The organism is Stanieria cyanosphaera PCC 7437 (assembly GCF_000317575.1).
Lineage (GTDB): Bacteria > Cyanobacteriota > Cyanobacteriia > Cyanobacteriales > Xenococcaceae > Stanieria > Stanieria cyanosphaera.
This window is the reverse complement of sequence record NC_019748.1, coordinates 3,464,377-3,485,132: the sequence shown is the minus strand read 5'-3', so window position 1 is coordinate 3,485,132 and position 20,756 is coordinate 3,464,377. Positions and strand designations below refer to the sequence as shown.

Sequence of the window (20,756 nt, the reverse complement as noted above, 5' to 3'; positions counted from 1 at the left end):
TAGTATCAAGTTCAATCGCCAAGATATAATCAAATATAGCCTTTTTCGCTCTTGGTGAGGTACACCATTACCAGTTACTAATTACTAATTACTAATTATGAAGGATGAATAATCAACCATATAACATAAGCGAAGCGCACTACCGTAGGTCTCAACTATCAACTATCAACGCTCAACCATTAAAATGAACTGTATCTCATTAATCTGAGAAACGCTATATGGCAAGATTTTCTGATTCAACCCAATCATAAAAGTTAGGTGACTACTCAAATATCAAACTTAAGCCAATTATACGAGCAAGATTATTTTCTCTGGCTAGAAGAAATTAGTAACTTTCGCTTTGAATTATCACAATATTTAGATTCTAAAACGTTACGCAATTATGCCGAACAGGAATTAGAAACTATCTATGCTAGGGCAAGGTAAGAAGCAATATTAAAATCAAAAATAGCAAATATCCCTTCTCAATGTCCTTATTCTTTACAACAAATTTTAGATGATAATTTTATCCCAGAAAAAATATAGCTTTTATTAAAGTGAAAATAGTAAAATCGCTTTCTAATATATAAACTTTTCGTAAAAATAATCAATATTATGCCGTTACCTATTGTTGCTATTATTGGCAGACCTAATGTCGGTAAATCTACGTTTGTTAATCGCCTTGCAGGAGATCAACAAGCAATTGTTCACGACGAACCAGGTATAACCCGCGATCGCACTTATCGACCAGCCTTTTGGCGTGACCGAGATTTTCAGGTTGTGGATACAGGAGGGTTAGTATTTGACGATGATACCGAATTTTTACCCCTCATTCGTCAACAAGCAATGGCAGCTTTAGCTGAAGCTGCGGTAGCTATCTTTGTTGTTGATGGACAAACTGGCCCCACCGAGGGCGATCGCGAAATTGCTGATTGGTTACGACAACAAAATGTCCCTGCTTTACTCGCAGTTAATAAATGCGAATCAGTCGAACAAGGTTTAATCCAAGCTGCTCAGTTTTGGGAATTGGGTTTAGGTGAACCTTATCCCATTTCTGCCATTCATGGTAGTGGTACAGGAGATTTATTAGATGAGTTGATTACCCATTTACCATCTGTTGATCAAATTTCTGAAACTGAAGAAATTAAAGTAGCAATTGTTGGTCGTCCTAATGTGGGTAAATCTAGTCTTCTTAATGCCCTAACTGGGGAACAACGGGCAATTGTTAGTCCGATTTCAGGAACAACCAGAGACGCGATCGATACTTTAGTAGAAAGAGATGAAAAAACCTATCGATTAATTGATACTGCTGGAATTCGTCGCAAGAAAAATGTTGATTACGGGGCAGAATTTTTTAGTATTAATCGTGCTTTTAAAGCCATTCGTCGTGCTGATGTAGTTTTGTTTGTAATTGATGTCCTCGATGGCGTTACCGAACAAGATTTAAAACTAGCAGACCGCATTATTGAAGAAGGTAGAGCAGCAGTTATTGTCGTTAATAAATGGGATGCAGTCGAGAAAGACTCTAATACTATCTATCAATATCAAAAAATGCTTCAAGACCGTCTTTATTTTATGGACTGGGCAGAAAGTATTTTTATCAGTGCTATGACAGGGCAAAGAGTAGAAAAAATCCTGGATCTAGTTGATACTGCTGTAGGTGAACATCGTCGTCGTGTGAGTACGTCGGTAATTAATGAAGTATTAGAAGAAGCTGTTCGCTGGCATACTCCTCCTACTACCCGTCAAGGAAAACAAGGAAAAATTTACTACGGTACACAGGTTAGTTCTCAACCTCCTGCGATCGCTCTATTTGTCAACGATCCAAAGCGTTTTAATGAAGGTTATCGCCGTTATATCGACCGACAATTCCGTGAACAATTGGGTTTTTCTGGTACACCAATTCGTTTATTTTGGCGTGGCAAAAAAGTCCGTGATCTTGAAAGAAATACTGCCAATCGGGCAACCAAAGTTTAAGATTATGGTTTTTCCAATTTGGTCACAGTGAACTACCCAACACTCATCGCTACGCGATAGAGTGTGGGCTTCCCAATTCAAGGGCAACAGCCTCGACAGCAGTGGACTTACGCCCATACTGTTTTGGTCTTACATTGCCTCCTTGGGCAGCAGTGCTGGTTCCCAACACCGATAAAATCCGTAAGCCTTCATTTTTTATATTTACCGCTGCGTTGATGTCTCGCGCGTGTCTTTTTCCGCACAGACAATCAAATTCACGCACCGACAAATCCATTTTTGGTAATGACAGTAATGTATCGGAACACAAGTGAGACGATGGGAAAAATCGACCTACTTCTAGATAGAGTTTACCCTCGGCTTCGGCTTTGTATTTGAGCATGGTACAAAACATTCCCCAGCTAGCATCGCTGATACTTTTAGCCAAGTTATGATTTTTGACCATGTTCTTTACTGCCAGATTTTCGACCACAATTACTTGGTTTTCGTTAACTATCTTACGGGACATCAGCAAAAAAAATAATACCAGTTTGAAAAAGTAGTGAGATCGAAGAGATATTTATCGCTAATTCTAAATATTTAAGTAATGCCTAATGAAGTGCGATTCTTTGAGTTTTTTAACTATTTCGATAACTGTTTAGTTTTCTTCCCATTAAAAATAAAATTCAGCTTCAATTAAAATTTCCATTCGTGACTTAAAGATCAACAAATCAGGCGATCGCTTAAAAGTTTGTCAATATTACTACCCTAAAGTTAATAATCGACTTGTTTTTCAAATATTTAGTTTGTAGAAGAAGTAATTTATTTCTGCTGCAAATGCATTCTGTATAATTTTTTCATCCATTGATTGATTACCTGCCAAACCTAGAATATTGACGGGCAAGTTAGAAAGAGTGATTAGTTGATTGACATTCGCGATCGCTTTGGGCTGACATTTTGATTTGTTTTTTATCTATTACACTTTAGTCATGGTTCAAATTCCACGCACTATTTTAATTGTCGATGACGCTTCTGAAGCTCGGAAATACCGACGCTACCTAGTGGAAAATCGCGCCTATTCCTACACTGTTTTGGAAGCAAGTCGGGGACAGCAAGGACTCGAACTGTGGCAGCAGCACCAACCAGATCTGATTTTGCTGAATGCTCAATTGCCCGATTTAAACGGTTTAGAGTTTTTGGCTCGATTACAATCGCTGATTCAACAGACTTGTTTGCCTGTGATCATGATGAGCAAACCAAGTCAGGAAGCGATCGCCCTTCAAGCACTTAAAGCAGGCGCACAGGATTATTTAGTTAAGGAACAAATAACTCCTGCAAGGCTCGATCACTCAATTAATAGAGTTATCGAAACAGCGCAGTTACGGAGCGAATTACAACGAAGGATCGAAAAAGAGCAATTAATCGCTCAAATTACTCTAAAGATTGCTCAAACTTTCAATCTGAACGAAATTTTGCAAACCACAGTGACAGAGGTAAGGAGGTTTCTCCAAAGCGATCGCAGTTTGATCTTTCGCTTAGATTTAGATGGTTGGGGTGAGGTAATTACAGAATCAGTTGCTGATCAATGGACTTCTCTGTTGTCTACTTCACTATCCGCTTCTTGCTTGAGCGAAAACTATCTTGAATCTTTTCATCAAGGATTAGTCACTGTTCAATCAGATCTCCACGATGGTAGGATTGCGCCCGCTCAGGTTGAGTTACTAGCAAATTTGCAGGTGCGAGCAAACTTAGTTGCCCCAATTGTAGTAGGAGAGCGGTTGTGGGGAATGCTGATTGTTCATCACTGTGCTGCTCCTCGTCAGTGGCAGCGGTTAGAAGTTGATTTAGTTCAAGAATTAGCAATTGAGCTTGGTATTGCCCTTCAACAGTCCGAACTTGCTCAAAAAGTAGAATCTGAACGTTTAGAACGTCAAAAGGTAGAGTTAAAACTGCGTGAGAGTCTAAAAAACACACAATTAGCAGAAATTTGGCGGGAAAGTGCAGCACAATTTCGTCAGTTGGCAGAAAACATTGATGCGGTGTTTTGGATCAGAGAAGAATTGGAACAGCGAGTCAGCTATGTCAGCCCTGCTTATGAGCGGTTATGGGGACTAGACCCTCAAGAATTGTATAAAAATCCATTAGTTTGGGGGAACTACATCCATCCTGATGATCGTGAAGCGATCGCTTTTGCCTTTCAAGAAAAAGCAGCCAAAGGAGAATTTGATCAAGAGTATCGAATTATTTTACCTGATGGTAGCATTCGCTGGATACGCGATCGTTGTTTTCCTCTTCAAGATGAAACAGGGAAAATTTATCGTTTTACAGGCATTGCCGAAGATATTACTAAGCGCAAACAAGCTGAACTAGAACGCCAGCGCAGCGAAGCTACTCTCCAAGGATTTTTAGCTGCATCTCCCATTGCTCTGGTTTTATTTGACCGCGAGTTGCGATTTCTTTATGCCAACGAAGCCTTAGCTCGCCTGAACGAACTACCCTTAAGTGAACATTTGGGAAGAACCTTAGCGGAAGTAATGCCTTTAATGGCATCAAAGTTTGCCCCGATGCTGCTTGAAATCATGGCAACTCAAGAGCCTGTTTTTAATTTAGAGTTTAGCGGTGAAATCAGACCGGGTGTGTTTCGCAGTACCATCGCCAACTATTATCCCGTTTGTTTAGCTAATGGTGAAGTAATCGGGGTGGGAGTGTCGGTTACAGATACAACTGAGTTACGACAAACCGAGATTGCTCTTCAACAAACCACCGAAAGACTTAATGTTGCCCTCAAAAGCGCGCCTCTTACCCTGTTCAACCAAGACCTCGAACTGCGTTACACCTGGATTTATAATCCTACTCATAACTATTCAATTGCAGAGGTAATCGGTAAACGAGATGAAGATTTAGCTTCTCCAGATACGGCTGCTTCTTTGACTCAACTAAAGCAACAGGTGCTGGCAACAGGTATCGGTTTACGTGAAGAGGTCAAGGTTACTAGAAATGAACAGACCACTTATTACGATTTGACAATTGATCCGATTAAAGCTCGCCATAATGCGATCGTTGGTATTACCTGTGCAGCCGTCGATATTACGGAGCGCAAAGAATTTGAAGAACATCTACGCTACACAATAGAACTCAATCCACAAGTACCTTGGACAGCTAATCCTGCTGGTGATATTACTGATTTGAGCGAACGATGGCTTGAACTAACTGGACTAACACGTGAGCAGTCATTGGGCAAAGGTTGGATGCAAGTTATTCACCCAGACGACTTATCCGCAGTAGTCGCAGCTTGGACGAATTCCTTCAAAACGGGCGTAGCTTACGATATTGAATATCGAATTAAACTCACAGACGATTCCTATTGCTGGGTGCGCTCGCGCGCTTTCCCCCGTCGCTCTGAGCATAATGAGATTGTTCGTTGGTACGGTACGACTGAAGACATTGATGACCGCAAAAAATCCGAAGAAGCCTTACGAATCAGTGAAGAACAATTTCGTACCATTGCTAACGCTGCTCCAGCCCTGGTTTGGGTTTGTTCAGTAACAGGAGAAATTGTATTTATGAACGAACGCTGGTACGAGTACACCGGGCAAAGTCAAGAAGAGGTGAAAGGCTTTGGTTGGACAAGTACTCTACACCCAGACGACACGGAAAGAATTCTGTCCCATTGGCAACACTGTTATACTACAGGCGAACCTTATGAAGGTGAAGGACGCTACCGCCAGAAAAACGGTGAATATCGCTGGCATCGCTTCCGCGCTTTACCGCAGCGTAACGAGTTGGGCATCATTGAAAAATGGTTTGGTTGTAGTGTTGATATTCACGACGCGAAACGTGCTGAAGAAGTTATTGCAGCTAATGAAGCAAAATTACGAGGTTTTGTGGACGCGAATGTAGTTGGGATGCTCTATGGTGATATTTATGGCAACATTTATGAAGCCAACGACAAGCTACTGAAAATTGTTGGCTATACGCGAGAAGAACTCCGTGCAGGTAAACTTCGCTGGATTGACATCACACCCCCAGAATATTTACCGCTAGATCAACAAGCGATCGCTGAAGCCCTTCTCAAAGGTGCTTGTACTCCCTATGAAAAAGAATACCTCCGCCCCGATGGTAGCCGAGTTCCAATTTTGTTGGGCTATTCCTTGGTAGGAGAAGCACGAGAAGAGTCTGTAGCATTTATCTTGGATTTAAGTGAGCGCAAACAAGCAGAACAAGAGCGAGAACAGTTACTACAGCGAGAACAATCGGCACGACAGGAAGCCGAACGCGCCAACCGCATCAAGGATGAATTTTTGGCAATTCTTTCCCACGAACTGCGATCGCCACTCAATCCAATTTTGGGTTGGGCGCAAATGCTACAAACTGGCAGACTTGATTCGATCAAAACGACTGAGGGATTGGCAACCATTGAACGAAATGCTAAACTTCAAACTCAACTGATTGATGACCTACTAGATGTTGCCAAAATTCTTCGTGGTAAACTCAGTATGAAGATGGCATCAGTCAATCTAGCATTGGTAATTGAGGCAGCAATTGGTACTGTCAGAGCAGCAGCCTTAGCTAAATCGATTCATCTAGAGGTGAAACTTCCTCAAATTGGTCAGGTATTCGGCGATGCTGCTCGACTCCAGCAAATTATTTGGAATCTGTTGTCAAATGCGATTAAATTTACTCCTAATCATGGACGAGTAGATATTCAGTTATCTTTAGTCGTTAGTCAGTCATCAACTATTAAGGCTAAATATGCAAAAATTATCGTTAGCGATACTGGTAAAGGCATCAAACCTGAGTTTTTGCCTTATATTTTTGAGTCATTTCGCCAGGAAGATGCTTCCACCACACGCAAGTATGGTGGATTAGGATTAGGATTAGCAATTGTACGTTATCTCGTTGAAGCTCATGGCGGTACAATCTGGGCTGATAGTAAAGGGGATGGACAAGGCGCAACGTTTACTGTGCGATTACCTTTGCTCAACTCCAAACCAATATTAAATCAGTCTGAAACATTATCAACGCAGGAACTAGACTTGACTGGGATACGAATCCTGACTGTTGACGATGAACCTGATGCTCGTAACCTGTTAACAGTTTTATTAACTCAATATGGGGCAGAAGTTTTGAGCGTTGCTTCCACCACTGAAGTACTAGCTAATTTGGAATCTTTTCAACCTGATCTGTTAATCAGTGATATTGGTATGCCTAATCTGGATGGTTATAGTTTAATCGAGCAAGTTCGGGCTTTACCTCCAGAAAAAGGCGGAGAGGTTAACGCGATCGCTTTAACTGCTTATGCTAGAGAGGAAGACCGACAACAAGCTCTATCTAAAGGTTATCAATGGCATATTAATAAGCCCCTTGAACCAGAGCAATTAATTCGAGCCGTAATATCTTTGGTAAGTCATCAAACTCAAAATAATCCAGATTAATAACTCTAATTTTTGATTATTTTTTCCATAAAATAATTGGTCTAGTAGCTCCAGTAGTCGCTAATCTAGACCGCCCAACAAACAAATAAAAAGTTTTCTGGCAAAATACTTGACCCAACAAAATTAAACTAAAAGTTAGTAACTTAGTCAGTTTTTTTGTTCATATTTTCTTCAATATCTTCGAGAGTATGTTCTGCTCCCGCATTAACTTGTTTAGCTTGACCTTCTGCTTTATCTTGAGGATCGTTATCAAGTTCACCCATCATTTCTTGAACTCTTCCTTCAATTCTTTCGCTTCTTGCCTGAGCTTTATCTTTAAGTTCTTCAGCTTTATTTTTAATTTCTTCGCCTTTATCTTGAAGACCCATAATTAATAATTACCTTAATGTGTTTGTTATTTACATTTACAAATTAGCAATTATGATTTCAAGTTTACTCTACCGCAAGATTTATTTTTTCAAGGAAATAATTTTGATGATAAATTGTCATAATGGTTCTTGCTCCTAATTCATCTTACTCAAGATAGAAAATGTATTAAATACTATTTTTTCAGAAAACGCTCTTAACTTTCACTTCAATGTATTGAAATTTCTTCATAAAGATATCTTTTATAATTTATTACTTTTAACAGCTTATTTGTTTTTAGTTTGGTCTACCGATTTGAAAACTACTGTAAATTGTGTTGCCTGATGATGAATATGAGAAATAAATTAACAGGAATAATTATTAGTTTTTAAGACCTAAAAAATAGCTAAATAAGTGATGCTGAATGCAAACATCCTAACTTTTCTAATGCTACGGTAACAGCTTCTGTTCGATTCTGCACATTCAATTTGCTATAAATATTCTCTAGATGTTTGCGTATCGTACTATGGCGGATCTGCGTTTCTTTAGCGATCGCGCCGATTACTTTTCCTTTAATAATCCAAGACAAAACTTCAGCTTCTCGCTTACTCAATCCAATCAGTTTTAATGAGGCTAAGATTGAAAAAACTTGCTCAAGAGCTAAAAGTAACAAATATTGTTCTCCAGGTCGGTCAATTACTAAACGAATTGTTAATTTGCGATCGCCCAGTTGTAGACGAAGAGGTAAACAAGGAGAAGCAAGATAATGCTCTGTATTAAATTGAGTAATTTGATGTCGAACCCATGAATTTAATTGCTCTGGGAGTTGACTAAAACCATTATGGTTCGGGAAATAAGATTGCAACGATGTGGCAGCTTGTGGAGTCATTAATTGGACTTGACCGACACCATCCAAAAAAATAACTCCCGCTCGATCTAGGAGTATCTTTCCAAGTCAATCGCTTCATCGGTTTGCCTCTTTTGTGAAATAACAAAAATTAAATTAACGCTTGATACAACAATGATAAACTCTCAGTATCATAGGTTTGAACCATTTTGAGCTAAAAATCTTGATTAGTCTCTCATGACTTTATGCAGGATTTCTTCTTAGTTAGTAGCACACGGCGTTAAATTTAGTTAGTTAATCTAGGAGCTTTGGTGAGATGGGGCAACGAGAAAAATTGTTGGCTATAAATTACCAAAAAAAAGAAGAATTACTACAAATCTTATCAGATCCTCCCTTGCTTACCAGTCAACAACTAAGGTGGAATGGGTTAGAAGTCCAATCCCATCAACAGCCTCCTGGAGAAATACCCGAACATATATCAGATAAACACATAATTGCTATTCATCATCCTCAGAAATTATTATTTTGTGAACGTTTTCTAGAAGACCAAAAAAAGATAGAACAAATTGAGAATGGACAGATAGCAATTGTCCCAGCCAATGTATCTCATCAAAGTAGATGGCATGATGTAATATCCGCCACTGTAATTGTCATAGAACCGCAACTGATAGCTCATATTGCTTATGAATCAGTTAACTCCGAAAAAGTTCAGCTACTGCCTACATTTGCGATACATGATCCTATAATTCATCAGATTGGCTCGTTGCTAAAATTAGAGATTGAGGCAGTCACTCAAAGTCAACTCTATATTGATGGACTCAAGACAGCACTATCCGCTCATTTACTGCGTCAACACTGTACTATCCAACAAGCAATTCGAGACTATGAAGTTGGATTGCCAAGCAATAGATTAAAAAAGGCTATCGAATATATTAATGAAAATCTTAGTGAAGATATCGGGTTGGTAGATATTGCCGATAAATTAGGAATGAGTCAGTATTATTTCTGTAGATTGTTTAAGAAATCTACTGGTATTACTCCTCATGCATACATGATTCAGCAACGAATTGAGAAAGCGAAGCAATTGTTAAAGCAGAGTAAACTAACCATTAACGAAATTGCAATTGAATGTGGCTTTGCTAATCCTAGTCACTTTGCCAGGCACTTCCGCAAACATACAGATCTTTCCCCTAAACAATTTCGTATTTTGTAGCAAGAAAATGTTTAAATTGCAAGAATGTGTTCGACTTAACCAAGCGTTATCGATTAGAGTTGTTGATCGAGATACTTAGCTTAGTTAATCTCTTTAGTCGCATTAGGTAAACATTACCCTAACTTAAAAAGACAGACGGGGCTTTCACTTATTCAAGACATATAATGCTTGAAAAACTCTAGACTGGCGTGAGCGATTTCTTGAATACAGTCTCTAATCTTTATAGCGATCGCTTTATGACAAATAAACGCTTTGGCGGGGCGCATCCTAGATCCTGAAGGATGCGAAGTTGTGCTTCTACCTTAAATGTTCTGTCCTAATCTATAGTTCGGTTGCTATACCTGTATAGTTACTAATTTTGTAGACAAATATCTACTCAAGCTTTTTGAAGAGATTAATTTCTTATAAGGTGGAAACAATTCTGGCAGCTAGAAAAAACTGTCAAACAAACTTTACATTGAGATACGGCAAATGACGAATTGTTTTTCAACAATAGGAAGGTTATTTATTTTAAGTACTCAAATGATTTTGGTCACATCAAATAAAACTAAATGTTGCCAAGACAAGCTTTAGTTAACAATCGTACTTTGATTTAAAAGAGGTTTATTAATGGCAAAAGTGAAAGTTCATATCTGGTACACTAATGATGGTCGAATTGCTGCCATTGGTCATTCTTGTCCCCGTTATCGAGTTTCAGCTATTGCCCATAAAGGTCATTTTGTATTCGAGACTGAAATCGATGAACAGTTAATTGAACAATTTTATCAAATTTATAAAGTTAATTTGCTTAATTTAAGTCGTTCGGAAGTTTATTAATATCTATAGCGATCACGCAGTGCCAGCCGAAGGCTGACCGCATTTATTTTGACTTTTCAGACATCCTCTTAACTCGACTTTATCCATTGTGAGAGAAAAGTGAGGTCGAACAACGATACAGTATTTTTGAGTGTATCGTTAGGCTCGAAGCATGAGTTTTAATTTACCCGTTGAAATTATTAGTATTCTTTTACCTTTTGCTGGTCTGTTTTCTAAAAAGGTTTGGAACTACGTTCAAATCATGTTAATTGGTGCGATTTTAGCCACAGGAAAAAGAACTGTAACTTCAATATTAGAAGTGATGGGATTGTCTGCTGAGTCTAACTTCCAGAATTATCATCGGGTATTAAATCGTGCAGTTTGGTCAAACCTTCAAGCAAGCAAAATACTACTAACAACCTTAGTCATGACATTTATTCCTTGTGGCATAGTTGTCTGTGGAATAGACGATACGATAGAACGTCGAAAAGGCAAGAAAATAAAAGCTAAAGGTATTTATCGCGACCCAGTCAGGTCAAGTCATAGTCACTTTGTTAAGGTTAGTGGTTTACGTTGGTTGTCAATGATGTTGCTTGTGGAAATCCCTTGGGCAAAAAAGGTTTGGGGATTACCGTTTTTTACAACACTAGCTCCGTCTGAGCGTTATCATCAGCAATTACAACATCGACACAAAAAACTAACTGATTGGGCAAGACAGATGATTTTTCAAGTTAGACGATGGCTTTGGAATCGAGAACTGGTAGTAGTGGCAGATAGTAGTTTTACCTGTCTAGAATTACTTTCCTCAGTGAGCCAAACTACTTCTACTTCAATGATTACCCGTTTACGCTTGGATGCTGCTCTTTATGAACCTGCTCCATCAAGACCTACAGGTACTATGGGTCGTCCTCGTCTTAAAGGAACAAGATTGCCTAACTTGGAACAAATTCTCATTGATGCTGATACACAATGGTCAAAAATTACACTATCTAATTGGTATGGAGAAGCAAATCGCCCAGTTGAAATGTCAACTGGGGTAGCTGTCTGGTATCATACTGGACTACCTGTTGTGCCAATTCGCTGGGTTTTAGTCCGCGACCCTTTAGATAAATTTAGACCACAAGCTCTGTTGTGTACCAATCAAAGATATCAATCTCAACAGATTCTTGAATGGTTTTCGCGTCGTTGGCAAATAGAAGTAACTTTTGAAGAAGCTAGAAGACACTTGGGTATGGAAACTCAACGTCAGTGGTCAGATTTAGCAATTGCACGCACCACCCCTCTTATTTTAGGACTTTTTTCTCTAGTTACTCTTTTGGCTCATCGTTTACAAGCCAATTTTACTTGGACTACTAGACAAAAAAGTTGGTATGTTAAATCTCTACCTACTTTTTCTGATGCCTTAGCTTTAGTACGCCGATTTCTGTGGGCTAGCACTTTTTCGATATCATCTAAACCTACTGACATCATAAAAGTCCCTCGTTCTTTATTCAATCGTTTGAGAGATCTGGCTATTTATGCTGCTTGATTGGATAAAGTCGAGCTTAATTCAAACATTGCTAAAAATAGCTTTTTCATAATAACTTTTTGTGAAACTCTAATAATTTATTTTGATTAATTTCTAATATCTTTTGAGCAAATTCTATTGCGGTTGAAGAGATGAAATTGCTAGGAATACGACTAAATAACTCTAACGTATTATTAGCTGATATCTTTGCCATTGCCAAATTTGTCCAAAAATTATACTCGCGACAACTCTACTTTTAATATATTCAACACGAAATTAGCGCGATCGCCTAAATATCTGTGCCATCGGTTGCTAAAAATCAAGACTGGTCTGGATTATAATAAATTGTTACGAAATATTAAGCAAAAGAGATGGGAGAACAACTAAGTAATTTTTTAGAACCAATTGCTGCCTGGTTTCGCAGTCTTGATACACCAGAACCAATTGTGCATTGGGGACATCCTTTGATGATGGCAATTGTCGTATTTGTGATGGGAAGTTTTGTAGGGTTAGCTGGATGGCGTAGCCGAATTTTAGCAACGACTAATAAAGATGAAGCGATCAAAAGCAAAGCAGATCATCGTAAAATTGCACCTTTAATGTATTTATTTTTAGCTGCTGGTTATACAGGTGGAGTTTTGTCTTTGGTAATGCAGCATCAACCAATTTTAGAAAGTTCTCATTTTTGGACTGGTTCGGTGGTGATAGTTTTACTGACGCTCAATGCAGTGATTGCTGCTTCTGGTTTTGTGGGAAATAAAGCTCTCATGCGGACTATCCATGCCTATGTGGGAAGTATTGCTTTATGTATTTTATTTCTTCATGCCATTTTAGGTTTAAAGTTAGGTTTAGCAATTTAAAAGTTAATTATGAGTAGGGTGGGCAAATTGACAAAATTGAGAAAGCGTTTGAGTTAGATCGTATTGCCCACCATAAAGAATGCTGTTTCGGTGTCAAACGTGGCTTGGTTTCTTGTCCTCATTTATGGGAATATTCAAGTTTTTCTAGATGGGTTCGTGTTTGTGGAGAAAGAAAGGTTAAATCTTTTGATTTTTCAAAAATTTCGGGCAGAGTTGGAGAATAATGAGATTTTTAGGTGGGCAAAAATTAAAAAGAAAAAAAGCATTTCAGGTTAAAAGATTTGCCCACCCTATGAGACTCTGAGCGACAAATGATACTGCACTGCACTAGTCTAGATCAAGGTAGTAAACACTTACATATTAGATTTAGCAAAAGCTCTAAAGATTATTTGTCATCATAAAAACAGTTTTCGTCGAATTAATCCTGAAAGGCTTGTAAAAAAGATGAAAGGTGTTGTAATATGCTTTGAACACAACAAAAGTGTTACATAACAATAGAGTAATTAAGTGATGACACGCCCTAGTATTCTGTGCTTGTAAAACTTTAAGAACAAAGTTGAATCAAAATACTTTTTTTGTTTCAGAGTAACGCTCAGTAATGATTAATCTTATTGGTCAAAGCTTACAAAATGGTAAATATTATCTCAAACAAGAATTGGGAAGAGGAAGGTTTGGTATTACTTATCAAGCTACTAATCTAGCTTTAGAGCAAGAGGTAGCAATTAAGATACTCGCTCCTTGGTGGAGACAAGACTCTAATTTGGCTCAATCGGTTGAGCGATTTCAAAATGAAGCAAAAAGATTAGCTAAATGTTCTCACCCCAATATTGTTCGAGTACTTGATTTTTTTGTCGAAAACGGATATCCATATATTGTCATGGACTATATTCGGGGGCAGACTCTGGCTCAAATTGTTAGTAATGGCAATTTATTAACCGAAACTACCGCCATTGAGTATATCAAACAAGCTGGAGAAGCATTAAGCGCAGTTCACGATCAAGCTTTGCTACTACACCAAGATCTCAAACCGAAAAATTTGATTCTATCTCAAGATAACCAGCAAGTAATATTGATTGACTTTGGCATTGCGCGGGAGTTGAACAGCGAAAAGTTACATAATCAAAAGAATCTGCTTTCTGAAGGCTACGCACCTATCGAACAGTATCTAATTGACTCACCAAGAACTATTGCAACTGACATTTATGGTTTGGCTGCTACTCTTTATACTCTTTTGACGGGTAAAACTCCACCTTCGGCAATATCAAGGGTTCACGGCTGCATTTTAGAACCTCCTTGCCAAATTCGCCCTGAGTTGAGCCAGACAGTTAGTGAGGCTGTAATGTGGGGAATGGCGTTAGAAGCAGACAGTCGCCCCAGTTGTGTATCGGAGTGGTTAGCTCAATTAACTACTGATTTCAATAAAACGAGCATTCCTGTAAAATCAACTTCGAGCAAACTGGTAAATCCGATTCTGGGAACGGCGTTGTTCTGTAATTTTGGGACTTATCGCCGAAAAATAGCTCTTTTGACGGGAACGGCAGTCTTTGGGCTGGGAATTTTATTGACAGTTATGTTTACTAATGAAAGCTTCCAAGTTAGAAAAATCATAAACAACAATAGCTCCCTCGCCAATGAATCTTCTCGAGTAAAATCTTCATCATCCCAGTCACCATCAATACCAAGCCAAAAATTAGTTCCTGAACAGAAATTACCTGTCAATTTAGTATCTTCTTCAGAATCAAACCCTCGAAGTGAACCTCAAACCAATTTGGCTCTAGTCGAATCAGAATCTAAGATAGATAAACAGAGCAATGCTCAATATCAAGCAGCAAAAAGTGTTTCTTTAAAACAAGAAAATCCAGCACCGAAACCCATTCCTTCTTCTGCAACTCCTCAGCTTTTTGTGAACACCAAGACATCAGTTAAATCTAAGCCAGCTATTTTTAGTTCAGGCAAGACTAACCCTTCGATTCAAACACAACGAGCTAAACCTCAAATTTTTTCTACTTCTTCTTCAGTTCGTGTCACCAATAAACAACCAGCAATCTTTAAGAACCCAAAAGAGCTAAAAAGGGTGCAAAAAATCAAACCACTCAAAAAATCTAAATCTATTGATAGAGGTAGAGCGAAGGTTCGTGTAACCAGAAGTAAGGTGAAATAATTTAGTTAATGGTCAATTAAACAGCTTCTGTTTCTGATAAAGCATTTTGCATCATTCCTAACCATTCAATCAAGCTTTCTAGTTGTCTTTGAGGTTTAACAATTCCCAAACCGCGTACAATTACTTTTTTTGGTGCATAAACAAAACGCGATCGCAAGTGTTCGGGTAATTTTTCTTCTAGAAGTTTCCAAGCAGGTTCAGCCATTGGCGTTTCTAAGACTAGATTTTGTTTTCCTTCAGCTTTGATACGAGAAAAACCGATCGCTTTGGCAATTTGTTTTAATTCCATGACTTGGATCAGTTGTTGGGCAGCAGGGGGAATTTCTCCATAGCGATTGCGCCATTCTGCTTCAATTTGTTTTAATTCGGTTTTGGATGAGGAGGCAGCTACTGCCCGATAAGCAGACATTTTTTGTTCTAAATCGGGAATATAATCGGCAGGGATAAAAGCGGTGAGGTTGAGATCGATTTGGGTATCATCGATTTGGGGAATTTCTTGTCCCTGGATTTCTTTAATTGATTCTTGTAACATCTCCATATAAAGATCAAAACCGATCGCTGTCATTTGTCCTGATTGTTCTGCACCGAGCAAACTACCAACCCCTCTAATTTCCATGTCCCTGGTGGCGAGTTGATAACCAGAACCAAGTTGACTAAACTCTTGTAAAGCTCGTAATCTTTTTCTGGCAGGATCGGATAAAGTTTGTTTATTGGGATAAAGTAGCCAAGCGTGTGCCTGAATGCCTGCGCGTCCAACTCTACCTCTTAATTGATATAGTTGCGATAAACCAAATTTTTGTGAATCTTCAACAATAATGGTATTGACACGAGGAATATCCAAACCCGATTCAATAATGGTGGTGCAAACGAGGATATCTGCTTCCCCATTACTAAAAGTAATCATGGTTGATTCTAATTCCGATTCGGGCATCTGTCCATGAGCGATCGCAATTCTGATGCCTGGAATCATTTCCCTGATTTGCGCTGCTACTTCTTCGATGCCTTCGACTCTGGGAACGACATAAAAGATTTGTCCGCCTCGATCTAATTCATTTCTGATGGCGGTACGAACAACTTCAGGGTTATAAGGAGATAAATGGGTTTTAATCGGGCGACGGGAAGGTGGTGGTGTGGTAATCAAACTCATTTCCCGAATTCCCGACAAAGACATATAAAGAGTACGAGGAATAGGAGTTGCAGAGAGAGTTAAAACATCTACTAAGGTTTTAAATTCTTTGATTTTTTCCTTTTGATTGACCCCAAAACGCTGTTCTTCATCAATTACTAATAAACCTAAATTTTTAAAACTTACTTCTTTACTCAATAACTGATGAGTTCCCACCACAACATCTAATTCTCCTGTAGCTAGACGTTGCATAATTTCTTTCTTTTCAGAGTTAGTTCGGAAACGATTTAATAAACCAATATTGATTGGATAGGGAGCAAATCTTTCCTTGAGAGTATGATAATGTTGTTGCGTCAAAATAGTAGTTGGCGCTAAAAAAGCAACCTGTTTATGACCACTAGTAACTACTTTAAAAATTGCCCTGATAGCTACTTCAGTTTTACCAAAACCCACATCACCACAAACTAAACGATCCATAGGGCGATCGCTTTCTAAATCTAGTTTTACATCTTGGATGGCTTTAAGTTGATCGGGGGTTGGTTGATAGGGAAAAGAATCTTCTAATTCTTGTTGCCAGGGATTATCACCAGGATAAGCATGACCTGTTAATTTTGCTCTTTTCGCATATAGTTTTAATAAATCCACTGCTAATTTCTTAACAGTTTTACGGACTTGATTTTTAGTTCTCGTCCATCCTTTGTCCGCCATTTTATTTAAGACTGGGGGACGGTTTCCTACCTGGCGAAAACGAGAAATTAAATCTAAAGAATCGGTAGGAATTCTCAGTAAACCATCGGCATATTGAATAGTGACATATTCCCGATGCAAAATAGTTTCTAGATTAATAAATTTTCCAATGCCATGATGTTTGTGGACAACAAAATCTCCTGGATTTAATTTATTTAAATCTACTTGTTTAGAAGCAGCCCGGCGACGCTTGCGAATATAGCTAGCCGTAGCTAAAGTATGCTGTCCAAAAAATTCGCGGTCAGTAACAATAACAATTCTATAAGTAGGTAAAATAAACCCTTCTAATTCTGCTAAACCAGAATATTTTAAAGCAACAGCAGTATCTTGAATATGTAGCTTTTCAATGGCTGGATAATCACGAGGATTAGGAATAAATTGAGCAGGACAATCGTGTTCTTGTAATAAAGAAACTGAACGAGTTGGTTGAGCAGAAATCAACCATGTTTTATATTTATCTAAAGTAATTCCGCTATAAATTTCTTTTTTTCCTCTTAAAATTGCTGCTAATTTTCCAAACTGATGAGGAGTAGTTGGCAGAGGACGACTATAAAGATTAATAACAGGAATTGTCTCCCAATTAGCTACAGGTAATTTTGGATTTTCTTCTGCTATTTCTGATAAATAAAGACGAGTGAATTCTTGAATATTACTTAAACAATTGGCAAAAACACAATGAATTTTTGGTAAATTATCACTTCCTTGCCAATCCTCTTCAACCTCCTTAATCCAGCGATCGCTATGAGCTTGACATTGTTCTATTTCATCAATTGCAATTACCGTATTTTGAGGTAAATAATCTAATAAAGAAGCAGGATGATCAAAAGCAATTCCTAAAAAACGACGCATACCTTCGGGCAGAATACCTTGATTTAATCCCTCAATTTCTTCACTCGATAAATAACTATTTAAACTCTTACCTGCCCCTAAAATAGTATTAGCAATAATCGTCGCAAAAGAAGTAGGCGTTAACAATAATTGTTCGATTTGATCTAAAGAACGTTGTGTTGCTGCGTCAAATTCTTTAATCTTTTCTAATTCATCACCAAACCATTCCAATCTGACAGGTAATTCCGCCGAAACAGGAAAAATATCAACAATATCTCCTCTTCTACTCCATTGTCCTTCCGTTTCTACCAAAGAAACTCTTTCATAACCCAATCTAGTTAAAGATACATCTAATTTCTTAGACTCCAAACTTATACCTTGCTGAAGAGTCAGACAATAAGCTTGAAAAACCTCTGGTGGTGGTAAATGAGGCTGAAGCGATCGCTCTGTGGTAACAATAGCAAAATTACCATTTTTTGTGTTTATTTTACCTTGCCCCCTACCGATTACTGAAAGAACCTGCATCTGTCCCCAAATCATCTCTGACTCAGGATCAAAAGGATCGTAAGGAGAAGCTTCTGAAGTTGGATAAAAATTAACCGTCTGCCATCCCATCGTTTCCAGTTGTGTTGCCCAACGCCCTGCCTCTTCTAAAGTCGGACAAACAACTAACAAATTATTGCCTTCTGCTTGTGCCAAACTAGATGCCACAATTCCTTTAGGCAGACGAGGAACACCATTAATCAATAAAGACTTAGTTTGACTAAGTTTCGATGATAATTCTTTAGTCAGATTAGACTTAGTAATGGCGCGAACAACAGAAGAAAATGCCATAGCAATTTTGCTGCAAAAAAATTAAACAATAAAATTGAGTAACGGAACGAATCTTCAATAGATTTAGTGTAATCCTTTTATATCAAGTTCGGATGAATAATAAAATTAAGCTGCTCTACTGACAGGCCAACAATAATAATAAAATAATAAGTCAATCCACTAATTACCGCGATTTTCAGTAGAGACGTAACATATTACGTCTCTACTACAAGATACTGATGATGGCAGCACAATTACATTATTAAATGTACAGTACAAAATAATTATTTGGTATACAAATAAATGCTGAGAGGCAGAATTGAACTGCCGACACGAGGATTTTCAGTCCTCTGCTCTACCGACTGAGCTATCCCAGCAAACCTTATTTTCAATGCTTAACTAAGATAACAAAATTAATAACTCATTGCAAGCCTTAAACAAAAATTTATTTTTCTTCTGAATACGTGAACGTATGTTCAGATATAATATAATAAAAATATCTTAAATAAAAGGAAAAACCATGAGTACTGTTACCTCAATGAAGTGTGCCTGCGATCGCTGTCTTTGTGTAGTATCGTTAGAAGATGCAGTCAAAAAAGATGGTAAATATTATTGCTGTGAAGCCTGTGCCAATGGTCATACCGATGGTTCGGGTTGTGGACATCAAGGATGTGGTTGTTAAATGCAATGAGATCACAGATTCGGTAGGCTAGAAAAACCAAAAATTAACAATCTTTAGGTCAAAAAATGCCAAAAATTCAATCACCTACCGTACCTACTTGTGAAACAGTCCATGCTCTTGAATCGAATCGCATCAACCAATTAGACCAAGAAAAAGCACAACGCATGGCGGAGTTTTTCCGTTTATTAGGAGATGCTAACCGCCTGCGAATTTTATCTGTCTTAGCCAAACAAAAACTATGTGTTTGCGATTTGGCAGCTATTTTGGAGATGAGTGAATCAGCAGTATCTCATCAACTGCGTACATTGCGATCGCTTCGGTTAGTCAGTTATCAAAAGCAAGGCAGAAAAGTTTATTATGATCTTCAAGACCATCATGTCCTCGATCTTTATAATTCAGTAGTAGAACATCTAGACGAATCTGAAACTGAAGAGTAGAGTTAAGAACGGAAAAGACTATCAAAAACCATGTCTAAAAAGTTGGTTTTAATGGATCATGATGGTGCGATCGATGATTTTCTTGCCACTATACTTTTACTAACAATGGCGGAAGTCGAACCAATTGGAATTGTGGTTACTCCTGCTGATTGTTATCCTCGTGCTGCGGTAAGCGTCACCCGTAAGATTTTAGATTTGATGGGAAAATCACACATTTCTGTTGCTGCTAGCACAGTACGAGGAATCAATCCATTTCCGCCAGAGTTTAGGCGTGATTGTACGATTATTGATAATTTTCCAATTTTAAATGAACCAGAACAGAGCGAAAGTCGCTTAGTAACCGAATCAGGACAAGAATTTATTGTTAATCAGTTACAAGCAGCCTCTCAACCTGTGAGTTTAATGGTGACAGGGCCGTTAACTACGTTAGCAGAAGCGATCATACTTCAACCAGAAATAATCGCGAAAATTGAAGCAATTATTTGGATGGGAGGCGCATTAACAGTAGGGGGCAATGTAGAGAAAGGTTTTGCTTTAGAACATGATGGTTCAGCAGAATGGAATGTGTTTTGGGATCCCATTGCAGCTAAAAAGATTTGGGAAACGTCAATTGCGATTATACTTTGTCCGTTGGATTTAACTAATACCGTTCCTGTTACTCCTGAGTTTATTCATTTATTAACTAAACAGCGTCAGTATCCTCTTTCAGATCTAGCTGGATTGTGTTATGCTCTGGCAATTCCCCAAACTTATTATTGTTGGGATATTTTAGCGACTGCCTACCTAGCTCGTCCAGAATTTTATCACTTAGAGACTTACGAAACCGACATTATTACAGAGGGAACAAGTCAAGGAAGAACTATTCTAAAGCAAGGTGGTAGAACCATTCAAGTGATGACGAAAGTAGATAAGCAGCGTTTTTATGATTACCTTTTGAAGCAATTAAAAGCACTTAAATAAAACAGGACTCACACGAGAATCATTTTCTGTGCAAATCCTGGAAGTGTTCGAGAAGTATCTAAACCCAT

Annotated in this window: 15 protein-coding genes, 1 tRNA gene and 1 pseudogene; 11 read left to right on the top strand and 6 right to left on the bottom strand. The window is 38.3% G+C overall.

What is annotated here, in order from left to right; all coding sequences use genetic code 11:
• Nucleotides 1-258: 258 nt before the first annotated feature.
• Entirely contained in the window at nucleotides 259-426 is a 168-nt protein-coding gene (locus tag STA7437_RS26230) for a DUF29 domain-containing protein (RefSeq protein WP_150109075.1), read from the top strand.
• Nucleotides 427-594: 168 nt separating this feature from the next.
• Nucleotides 595-1,956, top strand: a complete 1,362-nt coding sequence (der, locus tag STA7437_RS15055) for a ribosome biogenesis GTPase Der (protein WP_015194245.1) — start codon at nucleotides 595-597, stop codon at nucleotides 1,954-1,956.
• 49 nt (nucleotides 1,957-2,005) lie between these two features.
• On the opposite strand, the pseudogene STA7437_RS15050 reads toward der, so the two are convergent.
• Nucleotides 2,006-2,473: pseudogene (locus STA7437_RS15050) on the bottom strand (RNA-guided endonuclease TnpB family protein); the annotation flags it as partial.
• Between the two features lie 448 nt (nucleotides 2,474-2,921).
• On the opposite strand from STA7437_RS15050, the gene STA7437_RS15045 reads away from it, so the two are divergent.
• Nucleotides 2,922-7,367, top strand: coding sequence for a PAS domain S-box protein (locus STA7437_RS15045; RefSeq protein WP_015194244.1), 4,446 nt, complete (start codon nucleotides 2,922-2,924; stop codon nucleotides 7,365-7,367).
• Between the two features lie 143 nt (nucleotides 7,368-7,510).
• Here STA7437_RS15045 and STA7437_RS15040 read toward each other — a convergent pair whose 3' ends face one another.
• Both STA7437_RS15040 and STA7437_RS15035 read right to left on the bottom strand, forming a co-directional pair.
• Nucleotides 7,511-7,735, bottom strand: a complete 225-nt coding sequence (locus STA7437_RS15040) for a CsbD family protein (protein WP_015194243.1) — start codon at nucleotides 7,733-7,735, stop codon at nucleotides 7,511-7,513.
• A 383-nt stretch (nucleotides 7,736-8,118) separates the two neighbouring features.
• Nucleotides 8,119-8,601: a response regulator transcription factor gene (locus STA7437_RS15035; protein ID WP_051036065.1), complete on the bottom strand. Its 483-nt coding sequence runs from the start codon at nucleotides 8,599-8,601 to the stop codon at nucleotides 8,119-8,121.
• Nucleotides 8,602-8,875: 274 nt separating this feature from the next.
• Between STA7437_RS15035 and STA7437_RS15030 the strand changes: the two genes are divergently transcribed.
• The 3 genes from STA7437_RS15030 (at nucleotide 8,876) to STA7437_RS15020 (ending at nucleotide 12,095) form a co-directional block, all read left to right on the top strand.
• Nucleotides 8,876-9,772 carry an AraC family transcriptional regulator gene (locus tag STA7437_RS15030; RefSeq protein WP_015194241.1) on the top strand — a complete coding sequence of 299 codons (897 nt, stop codon included), beginning with the start codon at nucleotides 8,876-8,878 and terminating at the stop codon, nucleotides 9,770-9,772.
• A 609-nt stretch (nucleotides 9,773-10,381) separates the two neighbouring features.
• Entirely contained in the window at nucleotides 10,382-10,588 is a 207-nt protein-coding gene (locus STA7437_RS15025) for a hypothetical protein (protein ID WP_015194240.1), read from the top strand.
• Nucleotides 10,589-10,739: 151 nt separating this feature from the next.
• Nucleotides 10,740-12,095, top strand: a complete 1,356-nt coding sequence (locus STA7437_RS15020; RefSeq protein ID WP_015191746.1) for an IS701 family transposase — start codon at nucleotides 10,740-10,742, stop codon at nucleotides 12,093-12,095.
• 46 nt (nucleotides 12,096-12,141) lie between these two features.
• On the opposite strand, the gene STA7437_RS26225 is transcribed toward STA7437_RS15020, so the two are convergent.
• Nucleotides 12,142-12,288: a hypothetical protein gene (locus tag STA7437_RS26225; RefSeq protein WP_216087049.1), complete on the bottom strand. Its 147-nt coding sequence runs from the start codon at nucleotides 12,286-12,288 to the stop codon at nucleotides 12,142-12,144.
• A gap of 157 nt (nucleotides 12,289-12,445) precedes the next feature.
• On the opposite strand from STA7437_RS26225, the gene STA7437_RS15015 reads away from it, so the two are divergent.
• Complete coding sequence (locus tag STA7437_RS15015) at nucleotides 12,446-12,934, top strand: DUF4079 domain-containing protein (protein ID WP_015194239.1); 489 nt, start codon at nucleotides 12,446-12,448, stop codon at nucleotides 12,932-12,934.
• 598 nt (nucleotides 12,935-13,532) lie between these two features.
• Nucleotides 13,533-15,095 carry a serine/threonine protein kinase gene (locus STA7437_RS24975; RefSeq protein WP_015194238.1) on the top strand — a complete coding sequence of 521 codons (1,563 nt, stop codon included), beginning with the start codon at nucleotides 13,533-13,535 and terminating at the stop codon, nucleotides 15,093-15,095.
• A 16-nt stretch (nucleotides 15,096-15,111) separates the two neighbouring features.
• On the opposite strand, the gene mfd is transcribed toward STA7437_RS24975, so the two are convergent.
• Nucleotides 15,112-18,630 (bottom strand): transcription-repair coupling factor, encoded by a 3,519-nt coding sequence (gene mfd, locus STA7437_RS15000; protein ID WP_015194237.1) that lies wholly within the window; start codon nucleotides 18,628-18,630, stop codon nucleotides 15,112-15,114.
• Between the two features lie 283 nt (nucleotides 18,631-18,913).
• Nucleotides 18,914-18,986 (bottom strand) — tRNA-Phe (locus STA7437_RS14995).
• 143 nt (nucleotides 18,987-19,129) lie between these two features.
• Here STA7437_RS14995 and STA7437_RS25540 point away from each other — a divergent pair.
• The 3 genes from STA7437_RS25540 to STA7437_RS14985 all read left to right on the top strand — a co-directional run bounded on the left by STA7437_RS25540 (nucleotide 19,130) and on the right by STA7437_RS14985 (nucleotide 20,688).
• Complete coding sequence (locus tag STA7437_RS25540) at nucleotides 19,130-19,291, top strand: metallothionein (protein ID WP_015194236.1); 162 nt, start codon at nucleotides 19,130-19,132, stop codon at nucleotides 19,289-19,291.
• A 65-nt stretch (nucleotides 19,292-19,356) separates the two neighbouring features.
• Complete coding sequence (locus STA7437_RS14990; protein WP_015194235.1) at nucleotides 19,357-19,728, top strand: ArsR/SmtB family transcription factor; 372 nt, start codon at nucleotides 19,357-19,359, stop codon at nucleotides 19,726-19,728.
• Nucleotides 19,729-19,758: 30 nt separating this feature from the next.
• A complete protein-coding gene (locus STA7437_RS14985; protein ID WP_015194234.1) occupies nucleotides 19,759-20,688 on the top strand; it encodes a nucleoside hydrolase in 930 nt (309 codons plus the stop codon).
• Nucleotides 20,689-20,756: the final 68 nt, after the last annotated feature.